Source organism: Rhodoplanes elegans, assembly GCF_016653355.1.
Classification (GTDB): domain Bacteria; phylum Pseudomonadota; class Alphaproteobacteria; order Rhizobiales; family Xanthobacteraceae; genus Rhodoplanes; species Rhodoplanes elegans.
Map to the genome: position 1 here is coordinate 1 of NZ_NHSK01000147.1, position 16,254 is coordinate 16,254.

15 protein-coding genes are annotated in these 16,254 nt (G+C 69.2%); 14 read left to right on the top strand and 1 reads right to left on the bottom strand.

Annotated features, from left to right (window positions below):
- The first annotated feature begins 537 nt into the window (after positions 1-537).
- The 13 genes from CCR97_RS18175 (at position 538) to moaA (ending at position 13,881) form a co-directional block, all read left to right on the top strand.
- Positions 538-1,122 carry a 4Fe-4S dicluster domain-containing protein gene (locus CCR97_RS18175; protein WP_111355468.1) on the top strand — a complete coding sequence of 195 codons (585 nt, stop codon included), beginning with the start codon at positions 538-540 and terminating at the stop codon, positions 1,120-1,122.
- Positions 1,119-3,140: a hydrogenase 4 subunit B gene (gene hyfB, locus CCR97_RS18180; RefSeq protein WP_111355469.1), complete on the top strand. Its 2,022-nt coding sequence runs from the start codon at positions 1,119-1,121 to the stop codon at positions 3,138-3,140. Before CCR97_RS18175 ends, hyfB begins: the two co-directional genes overlap by 4 nt.
- Before the next feature lie 10 nt (positions 3,141-3,150).
- Positions 3,151-4,089, top strand: a complete 939-nt coding sequence (locus CCR97_RS18185; RefSeq protein WP_111355470.1) for a respiratory chain complex I subunit 1 family protein — start codon at positions 3,151-3,153, stop codon at positions 4,087-4,089.
- 19 nt (positions 4,090-4,108) lie between these two features.
- The gene (locus tag CCR97_RS18190; RefSeq protein WP_111355471.1) at positions 4,109-5,548 is read left to right on the top strand and encodes a hydrogenase 4 subunit D; all 1,440 of its coding nucleotides are present in this window, start codon (positions 4,109-4,111) and stop codon (positions 5,546-5,548) included.
- Between the two features lie 11 nt (positions 5,549-5,559).
- Positions 5,560-6,213, top strand: coding sequence for a hydrogenase 4 membrane subunit (gene hyfE / locus CCR97_RS18195; RefSeq protein WP_111355484.1), 654 nt, complete (start codon positions 5,560-5,562; stop codon positions 6,211-6,213).
- Positions 6,214-6,218: 5 nt separating this feature from the next.
- Positions 6,219-7,778 (top strand): hydrogenase 4 subunit F, encoded by a 1,560-nt coding sequence (locus CCR97_RS18200; protein ID WP_244670540.1) that lies wholly within the window; start codon positions 6,219-6,221, stop codon positions 7,776-7,778.
- 25 nt (positions 7,779-7,803) lie between these two features.
- Positions 7,804-9,531 carry a hydrogenase large subunit gene (locus tag CCR97_RS18205; RefSeq protein WP_111355473.1) on the top strand — a complete coding sequence of 576 codons (1,728 nt, stop codon included), beginning with the start codon at positions 7,804-7,806 and terminating at the stop codon, positions 9,529-9,531.
- Between the two features lie 12 nt (positions 9,532-9,543).
- On the top strand, positions 9,544-10,092 hold the full coding sequence (locus tag CCR97_RS18210) for a formate hydrogenlyase complex iron-sulfur subunit (protein ID WP_111355474.1): 549 nt from the start codon (positions 9,544-9,546) through the stop codon (positions 10,090-10,092).
- A gap of 77 nt (positions 10,093-10,169) precedes the next feature.
- Positions 10,170-10,874: an NADH-quinone oxidoreductase subunit B family protein gene (locus tag CCR97_RS18215; RefSeq protein WP_201159745.1), complete on the top strand. Its 705-nt coding sequence runs from the start codon at positions 10,170-10,172 to the stop codon at positions 10,872-10,874.
- On the top strand, positions 10,871-11,323 hold the full coding sequence (locus CCR97_RS18220) for a formate hydrogenlyase maturation HycH family protein (protein ID WP_111355476.1): 453 nt from the start codon (positions 10,871-10,873) through the stop codon (positions 11,321-11,323). Before CCR97_RS18215 ends, CCR97_RS18220 begins: the two co-directional genes overlap by 4 nt.
- Positions 11,320-11,781 carry a hydrogenase maturation peptidase HycI gene (gene hycI, locus CCR97_RS18225; RefSeq protein ID WP_244670541.1) on the top strand — a complete coding sequence of 154 codons (462 nt, stop codon included), beginning with the start codon at positions 11,320-11,322 and terminating at the stop codon, positions 11,779-11,781. Before CCR97_RS18220 ends, hycI begins: the two co-directional genes overlap by 4 nt.
- Before the next feature lie 82 nt (positions 11,782-11,863).
- The gene (locus tag CCR97_RS18230) at positions 11,864-12,769 is read left to right on the top strand and encodes a formate/nitrite transporter family protein (protein ID WP_111355478.1); all 906 of its coding nucleotides are present in this window, start codon (positions 11,864-11,866) and stop codon (positions 12,767-12,769) included.
- A gap of 89 nt (positions 12,770-12,858) precedes the next feature.
- Positions 12,859-13,881 carry a GTP 3',8-cyclase MoaA gene (gene moaA, locus CCR97_RS18235; protein WP_111355479.1) on the top strand — a complete coding sequence of 341 codons (1,023 nt, stop codon included), beginning with the start codon at positions 12,859-12,861 and terminating at the stop codon, positions 13,879-13,881.
- A gap of 224 nt (positions 13,882-14,105) precedes the next feature.
- Here moaA and fdhD read toward each other — a convergent pair whose 3' ends face one another.
- Entirely contained in the window at positions 14,106-14,918 is an 813-nt protein-coding gene (gene fdhD, locus CCR97_RS18240) for a formate dehydrogenase accessory sulfurtransferase FdhD (RefSeq protein ID WP_201159740.1), read from the bottom strand.
- Positions 14,919-15,184: 266 nt separating this feature from the next.
- Here fdhD and hypB point away from each other — a divergent pair, with 266 nt between their 5' ends.
- Positions 15,185-16,252: a hydrogenase nickel incorporation protein HypB gene (hypB, locus tag CCR97_RS18245; protein ID WP_201159741.1), complete on the top strand. Its 1,068-nt coding sequence runs from the start codon at positions 15,185-15,187 to the stop codon at positions 16,250-16,252.
- Positions 16,253-16,254 lie beyond the last annotated feature (2 nt).

A 16,254-nucleotide genomic window follows, 5' to 3' on the forward strand; every position in this document is an offset into this window, starting at 1 on the left:
GCCGCACAGGGGCGGGCCGGCGCGGGCGCGGGCGGCCGGGTTCGCGCCCCGCGTGCCCGGGCGGCGGCCTCGAGATGGCATCCGGTCGCCGCATCGGCGGGCGCGGGCCTGGAAACCGGGCCTTCGCACCCCTCCGACCGTCACCCGGCCGCGTCTCGCATGGAGCATTAAAAGCGCACCTCGACCCGGTCAGGAGCAGCCGTGTCTGGTCCCTGATCGAGTTTGCTTATCGGCCGATTGAAAGTGACTATTAGTATTCGGCCGTTTTGATCGCGGCGACTTTGAAGCTTTCAAATAATAACATCCATTAGTAGCAGTCCGTATTCCGGCTTCTGAAAATCGATGGATACAGTCGTTCCCGTCGCGATGAGGCGGAGAGTGTGATTATTGGGTTCGAATACAGTCGATAGACTTTATCTATTAGATGATTTCTATCGTGCGATCAGTTCCAGTTATCGCCCCGAACACCCCTCCGCCGATCTCGCCTCGCACATCACGGTCCCGCCGGCCCTGCCGTCGGGGGTTGGAGAGAGGGACATGAACCGCTTCGTCATCGCGGACCCCGGACGATGCATCGGCTGCAACACCTGCATGGCCGCCTGCACCGCGGTGCACCGGGGCCAAGGTCTTCAGGCGCATCCCCGGCTGCACGTGACGCGCACGGCCGAGGCCACGGCGCCGGTCGTCTGCCGCCACTGCGAGGACGCGCCGTGCGCGCGGGTCTGTCCGGTCGGCGCGATCGTGCGAGCCGACGGTGCCGTTCTGATCGACGAGAAGACCTGCATCGGCTGCAAGATGTGCGCGCTCGCCTGCCCGTTCGGCGCGATCGCGCCGTCCGGCACGCCGATCTCCGGCGTCGCCGGGCTGCGGGTCGCGCATCCGGCCCGCTCGCAGGCGCTCGATCCGATCCTCGCCTTCGACCTCGGCGTGAAGTCGGTCGCGGTGAAGTGCGACCTCTGCCGCTTCCAGGCGCAGGGCCCCGAATGCACCCGCGTCTGCCCGACCGACGCGCTCGCGCTGGTCGACGGCGACGCGCTGCGCGAGGCGCGCGAGACCCGGCGGGTCGCGACGGCCGCGACCACAGCCCATCAGCCCTTCGTGGTCACGGGAGAGACCGCATGAGCCCGCCCCTGCAGCTCCTGATCCTGTCGCTCGGGCTCTATGGCGTCGCCGCGCTGGCGAGCCTGCTGCTCGCGCGGCGCGAGACGCTCGCCGTGTGGAGCGCCGGCCTCGGCGGCCTCCTGGCCGGCGTCGCCGGCACGGCCGCCGGGCTGTCCGTCCTCTCCGGCGCGCCGGCCGTGCTCGATGTCGCCGGCCCGTTCCCGTTCGCCCATTTCGTGATCAGGCTCGACGCGCTCGCCGGCCTGATGGTCGCCGTCATCTCGGCCCTGGCGGCCGTCGCCGCCGTCTACTCGCTCGCCTATGTGCGCGAGTACACGGGCCGCGGCGTCGGCGCCATGGGCTTCTTCCTGAACCTGTTCGTCGGCGCGATGGTGCTCGTCGTCGTCGCCGACAACGCGTTTTGGTTCCTGGTCTTCTTCGAGATGATGTCGCTCGCCTCGTATTTCCTGGTCATCTTCGACCAGGACGAGGAGGCGGTGTCGGCCGGCTTCGTCTACTTCCTGGTCGCGCATGCCGGCTCGGTCGCCATCATGGCGGCCTTCTATCTGCTCGCCAACGGCGCCGGCGGCAGCTTCGACTTCGCGGCGTTCCGCGCCGCGCGCCCGGCCGAGCCGATCGCCTCGATCGTGTTCCTGCTGGCGCTCGCCGGCTTCGGCGCCAAGGCCGGCATGATCCCGCTGCACGTGTGGCTGCCGCGCGCCCATCCGGCCGCGCCCTCGCACGCCTCGTCGCTGATGTCGGGCGTGATGATCAAGATCGGCGTGTTCGGCATCGTCAAGGTCGGCATCGATCTGCTCGGCGGCGGCGTCCTGTGGTGGGGCGTGCTGGTGCTGGCGCTCGGCGCGATCTCGTCGGTTCTGGGCGTCGTCTACGCGCTCGCCGAGCACGACATCAAGAAGCTGCTCGCCTACCACTCGGTCGAGAACATCGGCATCATCCTGCTCGGCGTCGGCACCGGCATGATCGGCCTCGCCGCGCAACAGCCGCTGGTCGCCGTGCTCGGCCTGATGGCCGGCCTCTATCACCTGGTCAACCACGCGGTGTTCAAGGGCCTCCTGTTCCTCGGTGCGGGCTCGGTGATCTACCGCATGCACACCAAGAACATGGAGGAGATGGGCGGGCTCGCGCGGGCGATGCCGTGGACGTCGCTGTGCTTCCTGGTCGGCGCCCTGGCCATCTCGGCGATCCCGCCGCTCAACGGCTTCGTCTCCGAGTGGTTCACCTACCAGGCGCTGTTCGCCGCCGCGCTCGACGGCACCTTCCTGGTGAAGTTCGCCACCCCGATCGCCGCCACCATGCTGGCGCTCACCGGCGCGCTCGCCGTGATGTGCTTCGTCAAGGCCTACGGCGTGATCTTTTCCGGCGCGCCGCGCAGCCGCCACGCCGAGCACGCCCGCGAGGTGCCGGCCGCCATGGTGATCGGCATGGTCGTCCTCGCCGCCGCCTGCGTCGCCCTCGGCCTCGCCGCGCCGCTGGTCGCGCCGGTGATCGGCGGCGTCGCCGCCGCGACCCTGCACATGCCGGTCGCGGTGCTGGCCGACGGCGCCCTCGTGGTGCCCGGCGATCCGGCCCGCGCCGTGCTCTCGACGCCGCTGATCGCGCTCCTGCTGATCGCCGCCGCGGTGCTGCCGCTCGCTTTGATGGCGGCGTGGAGCGCCGCCCGCGCCGGCGTCCGCCGCGTCGCCGCGCCGTGGGCCTGCGGCTATCTGCCGGACGGCCACATGGCGGTCTCGGCCGGCAGCTTCGCTCAGCCGATCCGCATGTTCTTCCGGCCGCTCTACGCGGTGCGCAAGGACGTCGCGGTGGTGTCGACGGCGATCTCGCATCGCTTCGAGAGCGTGGTCGCCCAGGCACGCCGCAGCGAGCCGCTGTTCGACCGCACCCTGGTGGCTCCGGTGATCGACGCCGTGACCGGCATCGGCCGCCGCGCCCAGACGCTGCAGAACGGCGACTTCCGCATCTACTGCCTCTACATCGTCGGGGCGCTGGTCGCTCTCCTGCTCGTGACCCTTCGCTAGGAGCCGTGTCGTGCCCAACTTGAGCCAGTTCCTCCTCGCCGCTCTCCAGGCCGTGCTGCTCCTCGCGGCGGCGCCCCTGCTGTCCGGCTTCATGCGCGTCATCCGCGCCAAGATGCACACCCGGCACGGGCCGGGCGTGCTGCAGGACTACCGCGACATCCTCAAGCTGATGAAGCGCCAGGACGTCGCCCCGCCGGCCTCCGGCTTCGTCTTCCGGCTGATGCCGGTGATCATGCCTGCGACCCTCATGGTGATCGCCATGGGAACGCCGATGATCACCCGCACGGCGCCGATCGACGCGCTCGGCGACCTGATCACCATCATCTATCTCTACGCGCTCGCGCGGTTCTTCTTCTCGCTCTCCGGGCTCGACTCCGGCTCGTCTTTCGCCGGCATCGGGGCCAGCCGCGAGCTGACGCTCGGCGTGCTGGTCGAGCCCGTGATGATGCTGTCGCTGTTCGTCGCGGCCCTGCTCGCCGGCTCGACCAATGTCGGCGCCATCGGCACGGCCGTCGCCTCGCTGTCGATGCACTCGGTCGCCGCCACCGTGATGGCCGCCGCCGCCTTCGCCTTCGCGGTCTATATCGAACTCGGCAAGCTGCCCTACGACATGGCCGAGGCCGAGCAGGAGCTGCAGGAGGGGCCGCTCACCGAGTATTCGGGGCCGTCGCTCGCGCTGATCAAGATCTCGCTGGCGATGAAGCAGCTCCTCGTCGTCGCCTGGTTCGTCGCCGTGTTCCTGCCCTTCGGCAAGGCGACCGCGATGGCGCCGCTCGATCTCGCGATCGGCGCCGTCGTCTTCGTCCTCGCGCTGCTCGCCGTCTTCGTCGCGGTCGGCATCGTCGAGAACAGCGTCGCCCGCACCCGCTTCCGCCTGACGCCGCGCCACTCCTGGCTCGGCGTCGGCATCGCGTCGCTCGCCTTCGTCTTCTATCTGGCCGGTCTGTGAGCGCGACAGGAGACCCATCATGATCGACCTCGCTCTCGCGACCATCCTGCTGCCGGTCGCCGGCGCCGTCCTGGTGGCGCTCGCGCCGCACGCCTTCGGCAAGCGGCTGTGCCAGATCTTCACCGGGCTCGCCGGCCTCGCCGTCCTGGTGCTCGCCTGGCGGTTCGCCGACGCCGGCAAGGTGCCGGCCTCGGTGACGCTGATCGCCTATGGCGACACGGCGATCCTCGGCTTCACGGTCGACACCGTCTCGGTGCTGGTCGCGGTCGCCGTGGTGGTGATCGGCTTCCTGATCGCCATCTATTCCGGTGCCTATCTGGGCGCCGGCAACCGCGAGCATCCCGACACCGGCCGGCGGCGCTTCTTCGCCTTCCTGTCGCTGTTCGTCGGCGCCATGGCGGGCCTCGTCTTCACCGACACGCTGATCGGCCAGCTCGTCTTCTTCGAGATCACGGGCGCCTGCTCGTGGGCGCTGATCGGCTACTACGAGAAGCCGAAGTCGCTGTTCTCGGCCGCCAAGGCGCTGATCATCACCCACGTCGCCTCGCTCGGCCTCTATGTCGCGGCGAGCGTGCTGTTCCTCGAGACGCACACGTTCTCGCTCTCGGCGATCGCCGATCTCGGCACCACCGGCAAGACGATCGTCCTGATCGCCATCCTGGTGGCCGCCTGGGGCAAGTCGGCGCAGCTTCCCTTCCACATGTGGCTGCCCGACGCCATGGAGGCGCCGACCCCGATCAGCGCCTATCTGCACGCCGCCTCGATGGTGAAGGTCGGCGTCTACATCGTCGCCCGCGCCCTGATGTCGTCCGGCGGCGCGCCCGAGATCGTCGGCTGGATCGGCTCGGCGATGGCGATCGTGACGCTGATCTACGGCTTCGTCATGTACCTGCCGCAGGCCGATCTCAAGCGTCTGCTCGCCTATTCGACCATCACGCAGCTCGCTTACATCTTCCTCGCCTTGTCGCTGTCGGTGTTCGGCTCGAAGCTCGCCTTCGACGGCGCCATCGCGCACGTGTTCAACCACGCCTTCGCCAAGACGCTGTTCTTCCTGGTCGCCGGCGCGCTCAGCTACACGACCGGCACCCGCATGCTGCCGGTGCTGCGCGGCGTGCTCTCGCGGGCGCCCTTGATCGGCATCGCCTTCACGGTGGCGGCGCTCGCCATCACGGGCGTGCCGCCGTTCAACGGCTTCTTCTCGAAGTTCGCGATCTTCGCCGGCGGCTTCTCGGTGTCGCAGGCGCATCCGCTGCTCTACGTGCTGGTCGGCATCGCGCTGATCGAGTCCGTCGGCAGCTTCGCCTGGTTCCTGAAATGGGTCGGCTGGACCGTGCCCGGCAAGGCGACCGAGCCGGTCGCCGCCGCCGCGCCGCTGCCCGCCGCCATGGGGTTCGTGCTGGTCGTGCTCATCGCCATGTCGGTGTGCTCGAGCTTCATCGCCGCGGCCTGGCTCGGCTGAAGGGGGAGACGATGTCCGGACTTCAACTCGTCAACGGGCTCGCGGGCCTCCTGATCGTCACCTCGCTCCTGGTGGTGACGGCCCGCAGGCCGAACCAGTCGGCGTTGTTCTACGCGGCGCAATCCTTCGTGCTGGTGCTGGTGTTCCTGGCGCTCGCCTCGGTCACCGGCTCGCACGAGCTCTACACTTGGTCGGCGACCGCCTTCGTCACCAAGGTGATCCTCGTCCCGGTGATCATGACCCGGGTGGTCGGCAAGCTCGACGATCCCAAGCTCGGCTCGGGCGAACGCATCTCGCCGGCGCTCTCGGTGATCCTCGCCGCCGTGGTCGTGGTGCTCTGCTTCGTCGTCGTGTCGGGCGTCAATCTGCGCACCGCCGAGGCGGTCAAGCCGGCGCTCGCCATCTCGCTCGCCCACTTCTTCCTCGGGCTCGCCTGCATCGTCACCCAGCGCAACATCCTCAAGCAGGTGTTCGGCTATTGCCTGATGGAGAACGGCTCGCATCTCACCCTGGCCCTGCTCGCCGCCAACGCGCCCGAGCTGGTCGAGGTCGGCATCGCCACCGACGCCATCTTCGCGGTCGTGATCATGGCCCTGCTGGCCACCCAGATCCAGCGCACCATGGCGACCCTCGACGCCGACCAGCTCACGACCCTGAAGGGATGATCGTCATGTCCTCCGTCCTGCCCTATGTCCTCCTGTTCGGGCCGCTGGTCGGGTCGCTGGCGATCTTCGCCGTGCCGGTCGGTGCCGGCCCGTCCCGCGTCGTCGAGGTCCTCCACGTGGTCTCGATCGCCGTGGTGCTGGTCGCCGCGCTGGTGACGGGGGGCGTCACGCTCGCCGCGGGGCCGGTCTCGGCCTTCGGCCAGTGGCTGTGGATCGACCCGCTGGCGGCGATCTTCGTGGGCCTCGTCGGCGTCGTCGGCTTCCTCACCGGGCTCTACTCGCTCGGCTACGTCCGCCACGACGTCGCCCACGGTGAGCTGACGCCGGCGCGGCACAAGCTCTACTACGGCTTCTTCAACCTGTTCCTGTTCACCATGCTGCTCGCCGTGACGGCCAACAACATCGTGATGATGTGGGTGGCCATCGAGGCGACGACGCTGGGCTCGGCCTTCCTGGTCGGCATCTACGGCAAGCGTTCCTCGCTCGAGGCGGCGTGGAAATATGTGATCATCTGCACGGTGGGCGTCGCCTTCGGGCTCTACGGAACCGTGCTCACCTTCTCGAACGGCTCCGAGGTGCTGGCGGACCCCGAGGGCGCCATCCTGTGGACCACGCTGGTCGCCAACGCGAAGCTGCTCGACCCGATGCTGGCCAAGCTCGCCTTCGTGTTCGTGCTGATCGGCTTCGGCACCAAGGCCGGCATCTTCCCGATGCACGCCTGGCTGCCGGACGCCCACTCGGAGGCGCCGAGCCCGGTGTCGGCGCTGCTCTCTGGCGTCCTTCTCAAGTGCGCCTTGTTCGTGATCATCCGCTACTACGCGATCACCATCCAGGCGGTCGGGCCCGAGTTCCCGCAGACGCTCCTGCTGATCCTCGGCTTCCTGTCGGTCGGCGTCGCCTCGTTCCTGTTCCTCGTGCAGCAGGACCTCAAGCGCAAGCTCGCCTATTCGAGCGTCGAGCACATCGGCCTGATCCTGCTCGGTCTCGGCTTCGGCGGTCCGCTCGGCATCGGCGCGGCGCTCCTGCACGCCGTCAACCACTCGTTCGCCAAGGCGCTCCTGTTCTGCGGCTCCGGCAACGTGCTGGTGAAGTACGGCAGCCGCGATCTCCGCACCGTCAAGGGCCTCCTGCGCGTCGCCCCCGCATCGGGCGTCCTGATGATGGCGGGAGCGCTGGCGCTCGCCGGCTTCCCGCCCTTCAACGTCTTCGTCAGCGAGTTCATGGTGTTCAGCGCCGGCCTCGGAAGCGGCTGGATCTGGCTCACCATCGCGGCTGCGCTGCTGCTCACCGTCACGGTCGCCGGCTTCGTCCAGATCGTGTCCGGTGCCGTGCTCGGCAAGCCGCCGGAGGCAATCCGCAAGGGCGACGTCGGCGCTGCGACGCTCGCCCCGATGGTCGCCCTGATGGCTCTCGTTCTCGTGTTCGGCGTCGCGATGCCGCGTCCGGTCGGCACGCTGCTCGGCCGCGCCGCCGGCATCGTCGAGGGCAAGGATGCCGCCGTCCTCACGCTGCCGACCCTGACCTACGGCTTCGCGACGCCCCAGAGCGTCCATGCCAGCCGGTGACCCGCGCCCGCTAGGAGAGAACACCATGCACGCGCCACAGATGAAGCCGGACACGGTTCGGGTCGGGTCGGACACGATTGCGGCCCTGCGCGAGAAGCTCCCTCACGCCGTGCTCGACGAGAGCTGGCAGACCGACACCCAGGCGACCCTCACGGTCAAGCTCGACGAGCTGCCGAACGTCGTGTCGACGCTGTATCACGAGCACGACGGCTGGCTCTGCGTGATGGCCGGCAACGACGAGCGGCAGATCAACGGCAACTTCGCCCTCTACTACGCGCTGTCCATGGAAGGCGCGCAGAAGTCCTTCATCGTGGTGCGGGCAGAGGTATCGCCGGAGCTCGAGGAGTTTCCCTCGGTGACGCCGCTGGTGCCGGCGGCGGTGTGGCACGAGCGCGAGGTGCGCGACATGTTCGGCCTCACGCCCGTCGGGCTGCCGGACGAGCGCCGCCTCGTGCTGCCCGACGACTGGCCGGATCATCTCCATCCGCTGCGCAAGGACGCGATGGACTATCGCCTGCGCCCCGAGCCGACCGGCGACGACGAGACCTATCAGTTCGTAAACGACGCCAAGGGCGAGACCACGGTCGTCCCGCTCGGTCCCCTGCACATCACCTCGGACGAGCCCGGCCACTTCCGTCTGTTCGTCGACGGCGAGGACATCGTCGACGCCGACTACCGCATGTTCTACGTCCATCGCGGCATGGAGAAGGTCGCCGAGACCCGGATGGGCTACAACGAGGTGACCTTCCTGGCCGATCGAGTCTGCGGCATCTGCGGCTACGCCCATTCGGTCGCCTACACGATGTCGATCGAGAACGCGCTCGGCATCGCCGTCCCGGAGCGCGCCCAGGCGATCCGCGCCGTGCTGCTCGAGACCGAGCGGCTGCACAGCCATCTGCTCAATCTCGGCCTCGCCTGTCACTTCGTCGGCTTCGACACCGGCTTCATGCAGTTCTTCCGCGTCCGCGAGAAGGCCATGTACTTGGCCGAGCTGCTCACCGGTGCGCGCAAGACCTACGGGCTCAACCTGATCGGCGGCGTGCGTCGCGACATCCTCGGCGAGCAGAGCGTCGAGACGCTGAAGATCATCGGCGAGCTGCGCGAGGAGGTGACGCGCCTGATCGACATGCTGATGGCGACGCCCAATCTCGAAGGCCGGGTGAAGGGCGTCGGAATCCTCGATCCGGACGTTGCCCGCGCCTACTCGCCGGTCGGCCCGACCGTGCGCGGCAGCGGCCACAAGCGCGACACCCGCGTCGACCACGCCTTCGCGGGCTACAAGTGGGTGAAGCTCGGCATCAACACGGGCGACGGTTGCGACGTGCTCTCGCGCACCCTGGTCCGGGTCGCCGAGTTCTTCGACAGCCTCTCGGTGATCGAGCAGATCCTCGCCGATGCGCCCGCCGGCCCGATTCTCACCGAGGACTTCACGTACGTGCCGCACAAGTTCGCGCTCGGCTTCACCGAGGCGCCGCGCGGCGAGGACGTCCACTGGTCGATGACCGGCGACAATCAGAAGCTCTGGCGCTGGCGCTGCCGCGCATCCACCTACGCGAACTGGCCGGTACTCCGCTACATGCTCCGCGGAAACACGGTGTCCGATGCACCCCTGATCGTCGCGTCGATCGATCCCTGCTACTCGTGCACGGATCGCGTCACGCTCGTCGACGTGAAGAAGGCGACCAGCACCACCGTCCCCTACAAGGAGATGGAACGCTACTGCCGCGAGCGCACCGGCTCGCCGCTGAAGTGAGGGAGACGACGGATGTTCAAGCTTCTGAAGGAAGTCTTCCGCACCGGCGAGGCGACGGTGAAGTACCCGTTCGCGCCCGTGGAGGTCTGCAAGGACTTTCGCGGCAAGCCCGAGCACACGGCCGCGAACTGCATCGCCTGCGCGGCCTGCACGGTGGCGTGCCCGGCGAACGCGCTGAACATGGAGACCGACACGGCCGCCGGCACCCGCACCTGGTCGATCGATTACGGCCGCTGCATCTTCTGCGGCCGCTGCGAGGAGGTCTGCCCGACCGACGCGATCCGGCTCTCGCAGGAGTTCGAGCTCGCGGTGGCGAACAAGGCCGATCTCCAGCGCAAGGCGGTGTTCCGGCTCGCCCGTTGCGTGTGCTGCGGCGAGCCCTTCGCGGCCGAGAAGGAGGTCGCGTACGTCACGGCGCTGATCGAGGCGATGGCGCCGTCGCCCGAGGAAGGTGAGCGCCGCCGCCAGCTCGTCGCCACCTGTCCGTCCTGCAAGCGGGCCAATGACGTCGTGCAGATCAGCGACGCCGCCCTCGTCCGGAGCCTGGAGACCGCTCGATGACCCGCCACATCACCGAAAGCGACGTGAAGGCCGCCGGTCCGTTCGCCAAGATCGACACGCCGGCCGACATCGTTCGCATGAAGGCGGCGCTGCTGAAGGACATTCGCCGCTCGGCCTACGTGTATCGGGTCGATTGCGGCGGCTGCAACGCCTGCGAGATCGAGATCTTCGCCTCGATCACCCCGGTGTTCGACGCCGAGCGGTTCGGCATCAAGGTGGTCGCCTCGCCGCGCCACGCCGACATCCTGTTGTTCACCGGCGCCGTGACGCGGGCGATGCGGATGCCGGCGCTGCGCGCCTACGAGGCGGCGCCCGATCCGAAGATCGTCGTCTCCTACGGCGCCTGCGGCGTGTCGGGCGGCATCTTTCACGACCTCTATTGCGTGTGGGGCGGCACCGACAAGATCCTGCCCGTCGACGTCTACATCCCGGGCTGCCCGCCGACTCCGGCCGCGACCGTCTACGGCTTCGCCGTGGCGCTCGGCCTGCTCGGCCAAAAGCTGAAGGCCGAGACACACGTCCAAGGCGACGACGAGCGGGCGCCGCTCGCGCATCCGGCGGTGCCCTACGACCTGCGCGTCGCGATCGAGCGCGAGGCGCGCCGCATGGCCGGCTATCGCCAGGGCGGCGACATCGCCGAGCGCTTTCTGGTGATGCTCGAGCAGCCCGGCCTCGTGCCGCTGACCGATCGCCTGGACAAGGTCACGGCGAGCGAGCGCGACCCGCGCGTCGCGGAGATCCTCGGCCGGCTCGGCGAGGTGGTGAAGGAGGCGATCGCATGACCGCGGTCTCGGAGGTTGTGCGACAGCCGCGCGGTGGAGCGAGCAAGACGGCCGGCGAGGTCGTCTTCTACCGGCTCTCCTCGAAGCTGCTCGAGCGCGACAGCGACATTCCGGAAAAGGCCCGCGAGGTCGTCTACTACTCGCTGGCGATCGGGCACCATGTCGGCGTGTTCGACTGCTTCACGCCGATCCTGCGCTGCTCGTCGGCGTTCTACGACACGCTGGTCGCCGCGCTGCCCGAGGGCGCCGCGCGGAAGAAGCTGGACGGGCTGCGCCGGTTCGGCGAGATCACCATCGACAAGAGCCATACGCGGCTGCTCGGCGCCGCCATCGCGGCGGTGCGCGGCGAGGTCGGGGCGGAGGAGGGGGCGTGGCTCGACACGCTCGCGGCCTCGCTTGCCGCGATCGAGCGGGAGCCTGCCATCTATCTGATGGGACGGAGGCGATGATGAACGGCGTCGTGCTGACGGTCGGCAACCCGCTGATGGGCGACGACGGCGCCGGCCCGCTCCTCGCCGAGCTTCTGGAAGCCGAGGCGGCGGTGGGCTGGACCGTGATCGACGGCGGCGCCACGCCCGAGAACGTCACCCATGTGGTGCGACGCCACGCGCCCGACCACGTCCTGCTGGTCGACGCCGCCGCCATGGGCCTGCCGCCCGGCGAGATCCGCCGCATCGGCGAGACCCAGGTGGCGGCCAAGTTCATGATCACGACGCACGCGATCCCGCTCGACATCATCGTCGCCTCGCTCGGCGAGACGGTGCCGGAGGTGACGTTCGTCGGCATCCAGCCGGCCCGCGTCGAGTTCTTCGCCGACATGACCCCGGCGGTGCGCGCCGCCGTGGAGCGCCTGCATCGGCAGTTGCGGGAGGGGCGCGATCCGCGCGACATCCCGCCGATCTCGTGAGACGACCGCACCGGGCTCCCCGAGGCGAGCCTGCGCGCGCACCATCAACCCGGACGACGGAATGCAGAGGCAGGAGAGACCCATGGCGGCGGACAACCAGATTTTCGGTTCGGATGCCTATTCGCCCGCGGAGATCCAGGACAAGGTGGAGAAGCTCGGCGTCAAGAAGGCGCGCATGCCCTTCCTGCCAGAGTTCATGCTGGCGATGGTGGCGGGCGGCTCGATCGGGCTCGGCGGCATGTTCTTCACCATCGTGCTCGCCGATCCCACCCTCGGCTTCGCGATCCAGCGCGTTCTCGGCGGCGTCGTGTTCTCGCTCGGCCTCGCGCTGGTGATGATCGGCGGCGCCGAGCTGTTCACCGGCAACTGCCTGATCGTGATGGCCTGGTGGAACGGCCAGATTCGCACCAGCGAGGTGATCAAGAACTGGGCGATCGTCTGGTTCGGCAATCTCGTCGGCGCCCTCGGCCTCGTCTTCCTGGTCGTGATGGCGCACCACCCCGACATGAACAACGGCGCCATCGCGACCGCCGCCGTCAAGCTCGCCGCGAGCAAGATCCAGCCCGACATGGTGACGATCTTCTTCAAGGGCATCCTGTGCAACGTGCTGGTCTGTCTCGGCGTGTGGCTCGCCTATGCGGGCCGCTCCGTCTCCGACAAGATGGCCGGCATGGTGCTGCCGGTCGCCTGCTTCGTCGCCGCCGGCTTCGAGCACTGCATTGCCAACATGTACTTCCTGCCGCTCGCCTGGGTGATCTCCGCGACCGGCCACGTGCCCGCGGGTGTCGACGCCTCGCTGATCACGCTGCCCGGCATCCTGCACAACATCGTCGCGGCGACGCTGGGCAACATCGTCGGCGGCGCCGGCTTCGTCGGCTTCGTCTACTGGGCCATCTACCGCAAGGGTCTCGGCGGCATCACGCCGCTGCCGACTCAGAAGACGCCGTCCGGCGCCGAGCCGACCGGTCCGCGCGTCGCCGCGCGTTGAGCCGACGGCGCCGACGCGCCGGTTCGCCCGCGCCCTGGCGTCTCCCACGGGAGGCGCCGCACCACCCCGACGACGCGAAGGCTCCTCCGATGTCCATCGATCGCTCCACCGCGGTGCGGCCCGCTCTCGTCGACGCCTTCGGTCGGCGGATCTCGTATCTGCGCGTCTCGGTCACGGACCGCTGCAACTATCGCTGCACCTATTGCCTCGGCGATCATCCGGTGTTCGTGCCGAAGCGCGAGGTGCTGAGCCTCGACGAGCTCGACCGGCTGTGCTCCGCCTTCGTGCGCTGCGGCGTGCGGCGGCTGCGTCTCACCGGCGGCGAGCCGCTGACCCGGCGCAACGTCGTCGGCCTCGTCGAGTCGCTGTCGCGCCATCTCGCCGACGGGATGCTCGACGAGATCACCATGACGACCAACGGGGCGCTGCTCGGCCGCTTCGCCGACGCGCTCGCCGCCGCCGGCATGCGCCGCATCAACGTCTCGGTCGACACGCTCGATCCGGCGGTCTTCGCCCGCGTCACCCGCGGCGGCGATCTCCGCGTCGTGCTCGACGGCATCGCGGCCGCGCAGGCGGCCGGGATGGCGGTCAAGATCAACACGGTCGTGCAGGCCGGCGTGAACGATCGCGCGATTCCGGATCTGGTCCGCTTCGCGCACGGGCACGGCATGGACCTCTCGCTGATCGAGACCATGCCGGTCGGCGCCGTCGCGGCCGATCGCGCCGGCGGCTACGTGCCGCTCGACCGCATCCGGGCCGCGCTGGCCGCGCGGTTCACGCTCACCGACCTGCCGGACCGCTCGGGCGGGCCGGCCCGTTACGTGCGGATCGCCGAGATCGGCGGCCGCGTCGGCTTCATCACGCCGATGAGCCACGGCTTCTGCGGCGACTGCAATCGCGTGCGCGTCACCTGCACGGGCCGGCTGGTGCTGTGCCTCGGCCGCAGCGGCGCCGCCGATCTGCGTGCGGCGCTGCGCGCCAGCGAGGGCGACGACGCGCTCGTCGCCGCCATCCACGACGCGATCGGGCAGAAGCCGCAGAGCCACAGCTTCGCGCTGGATCAGCTCGGCCGCCCGGCGATCGTCCGCGGCATGAACGCGACCGGCGGGTGAGGCTGGAGCGGTTCTCGGCTGTGATCAACCGGCCCCGGCTTCGACTCATGCCCGCGGACGCGGGGACTCAGGAGCCGCCCAACGTCGGGCTCTGGAGTCCCGCGTCCGCGGGACACTGAGCGGAGTGTGGGGCGACTTCGGCGGACATCACGCCGGCGCCGGTGGAAGCTGGTGCCCGGCCGCGACCATCACGATCCTTGAAGGGTTCGGAGTGTCGATGCCATCTAGGCGACGTGCAGCTCCGCGCCGGCGATCCGGCCGGCACCCGCATACACGGTGAAGCGGCCGTCGCGGGCGAAGCCGAGCAGGGCGACGTTCGCCTTGGCGGCGAGGCCGATGGCGAGCGAGGTCGGTGCCGACACGGCGGCGATCAGGCCGATGCCGGCGGCCGCCGTCTTGTGCACCATCTCGTAGGAGCAGCGGCTCGACACCAGCACGAAGCGCTCCGAGACGTCGATGGCGTCCGCCGTCACCGCGCCGATCAGCTTGTCGAGCGCGTTGTGGCGGCCGACGTCCTCGCGCAGGGCGACGATGTGGCCGTCGCGATCGGCCAACGCCGCCGCATGCACGGCACCGACCCGGCGGTTGAGAAGCTGGTGAGCCGGCAGCTCGGCCATGGCGCGCCGCACTGCGGCCGGCGCGACGACGAGCGCCGACGTGACCCGGGCCACGGGGCGCAGCGCCTCGCTGAACTGGTCGACGCCGCACAGGCCGCAGCCGGTGCGCCCGGCGAGCGCCCGCTTGCGGGTGGCGAGCGCGAGCGCCCAGTCCTCGTCGATCGTGATCTTCACCTCGATGCCGCGGCCGACCGGGACGACCTCGATCGGTCCGATGTCGGACGGCGCGCCGACGATCCCCTCTGTCAGCGAGAAGCCGCGGCCGAAGTCGTCGAGATCGGCGGGGGTCGCCAGCATCACGGCGAACGTGGTGCCGTTGTAGATCAGCGCGACCGGCACCTCCTCCGCGACGGTCTCGCGGCGCAGCCCGGCGGCCGTCTCGGTGATCAGCAGGCAGTCGTCGATGCGACGGCTCCCCACGGGAGGATCGGCGAGCGCGGCGCCGTCTTGCAATGCGGGCGACATGACCAAGTCCGAAGGTCCGACCATTTTCGGTCGCCCGGATCATCTACAGTATACGGTATGGAATCAATAGGTAGATGTGCGGAAGAAAGGCGGAGAAGTGTTGTATTAAATAGATGGAGTAAGCAATAAGCCAAGTAAATCGACCGATAGAAAATCCCGATCGCGGTCCGTCGTCGCGCCGGCACCGCAGGGGGCGAGGTCGACGAGCAAGAGGTTTCGTGATGTGCACGGTGTGCGGGTGCGGGACGGGGTCGGTCGAGGCAGCGGGCGGGCGCGGCCACGACCATGCGCATGACCATGCGCACGAGCATTCGCATGACCATGACCACGACCATGGGCATGCCCACCAGCACGACCACGACCACGTGCATGCCGACGGGACCGTGCACCGCCACTCGCACAGCCATGCGCATGCTCATGTGCATGTCCACGCGCATCCGCACGATCATGATCATGATCACGAGCGCCTGCACGCCGACGGCGTTCCGCACGAGCACCCGCACGATCACGACCACCATCATCACCATCATCACGTCCACGGGCCGGACGGCGCGTTCGATTACGGCGCGGGCGCCGGGAGCGCGTCGGTGCCGGGCCTGAGCCAGGCCCGGATCGTCAGGATCGAGCGCGACATCCTCGCGCAGAACGATGCGCATGCGCGCGACAACCGCGCCCGGCTCGCGTCGGCCGGCGTGTTCGCCCTCAACCTCGTGTCCAGCCCCGGCTCGGGCAAGACGACGCTGCTGGTGCGCGCCATCCAGGATCTCGCCGGCCGCCTCCCCGTGGTGGTGATCGAGGGCGACCAGCAGACCTCGAACGACGCTGCGCGGATCCGCGCGACCGGCGCACCGGCGATCCAGATCAACACCGGCAAGGGCTGTCATCTCGATGCCCACATGGTTGGCCACGCGCTGGAGCAGCTTCCGCTCGCCGCCGGCGGCGTCCTGTTCGTCGAGAATGTCGGCAATCTCGTCTGCCCGGCGGCGTTCGATCTCGGCGAGGCCCACAAGGTCGTCGTTCTGTCGGTGACCGAGGGCGAGGACAAGCCGCTCAAGTATCCCGACATGTTCGCGGCCGCCGACCTGATGCTCCTGAACAAGTCGGACCTGCTGCCGCATGTCGAGTTCGACGTCGCGGCCTGCGTCGCCAATGCGCTGCGGGTCAATCCGCGGCTGAAGACGCTGGTCGTCTCGGCCCGCACCGGCGAAGGCCTGCAGGCCTTCTACACCTGGCTCGAGGCGGGCGCCGCCGTGGCCAAGGCCGCGGCGCCGGCCGCGCCGCGCGGCTGAGC

What these genes read in the sequence shown, in the direction of transcription:
- CCR97_RS18175 (WP_111355468.1), top strand. Translation starts at nt 538, where the DNA reads ATGAACCGCTTCGTCATCGCGGACCCCGGACGATGCATCGGCTGCAAC.
- hyfB (WP_111355469.1), top strand. Translation starts at nt 1,119, where the DNA reads ATGAGCCCGCCCCTGCAGCTCCTGATCCTGTCGCTCGGGCTCTATGGC.
- CCR97_RS18190 (WP_111355471.1), top strand. Translation starts at nt 4,109, where the DNA reads ATGATCGACCTCGCTCTCGCGACCATCCTGCTGCCGGTCGCCGGCGCC.
- hyfE (WP_111355484.1), top strand. Translation starts at nt 5,560, where the DNA reads ATGTCCGGACTTCAACTCGTCAACGGGCTCGCGGGCCTCCTGATCGTC.
- CCR97_RS18200 (WP_244670540.1), top strand. Translation starts at nt 6,219, where the DNA reads ATGTCCTCCGTCCTGCCCTATGTCCTCCTGTTCGGGCCGCTGGTCGGG.
- CCR97_RS18205 (WP_111355473.1), top strand. Translation starts at nt 7,804, where the DNA reads ATGCACGCGCCACAGATGAAGCCGGACACGGTTCGGGTCGGGTCGGAC.
- CCR97_RS18210 (WP_111355474.1), top strand. Translation starts at nt 9,544, where the DNA reads ATGTTCAAGCTTCTGAAGGAAGTCTTCCGCACCGGCGAGGCGACGGTG.
- CCR97_RS18215 (WP_201159745.1), top strand. Translation starts at nt 10,170, where the DNA reads ATGAAGGCGGCGCTGCTGAAGGACATTCGCCGCTCGGCCTACGTGTAT.
- CCR97_RS18220 (WP_111355476.1), top strand. Translation starts at nt 10,871, where the DNA reads ATGACCGCGGTCTCGGAGGTTGTGCGACAGCCGCGCGGTGGAGCGAGC.
- hycI (WP_244670541.1), top strand. Translation starts at nt 11,320, where the DNA reads ATGATGAACGGCGTCGTGCTGACGGTCGGCAACCCGCTGATGGGCGAC.
- CCR97_RS18230 (WP_111355478.1), top strand. Translation starts at nt 11,864, where the DNA reads ATGGCGGCGGACAACCAGATTTTCGGTTCGGATGCCTATTCGCCCGCG.
- moaA (WP_111355479.1), top strand. Translation starts at nt 12,859, where the DNA reads ATGTCCATCGATCGCTCCACCGCGGTGCGGCCCGCTCTCGTCGACGCC.
- hypB (WP_201159741.1), top strand. Translation starts at nt 15,185, where the DNA reads ATGTGCACGGTGTGCGGGTGCGGGACGGGGTCGGTCGAGGCAGCGGGC.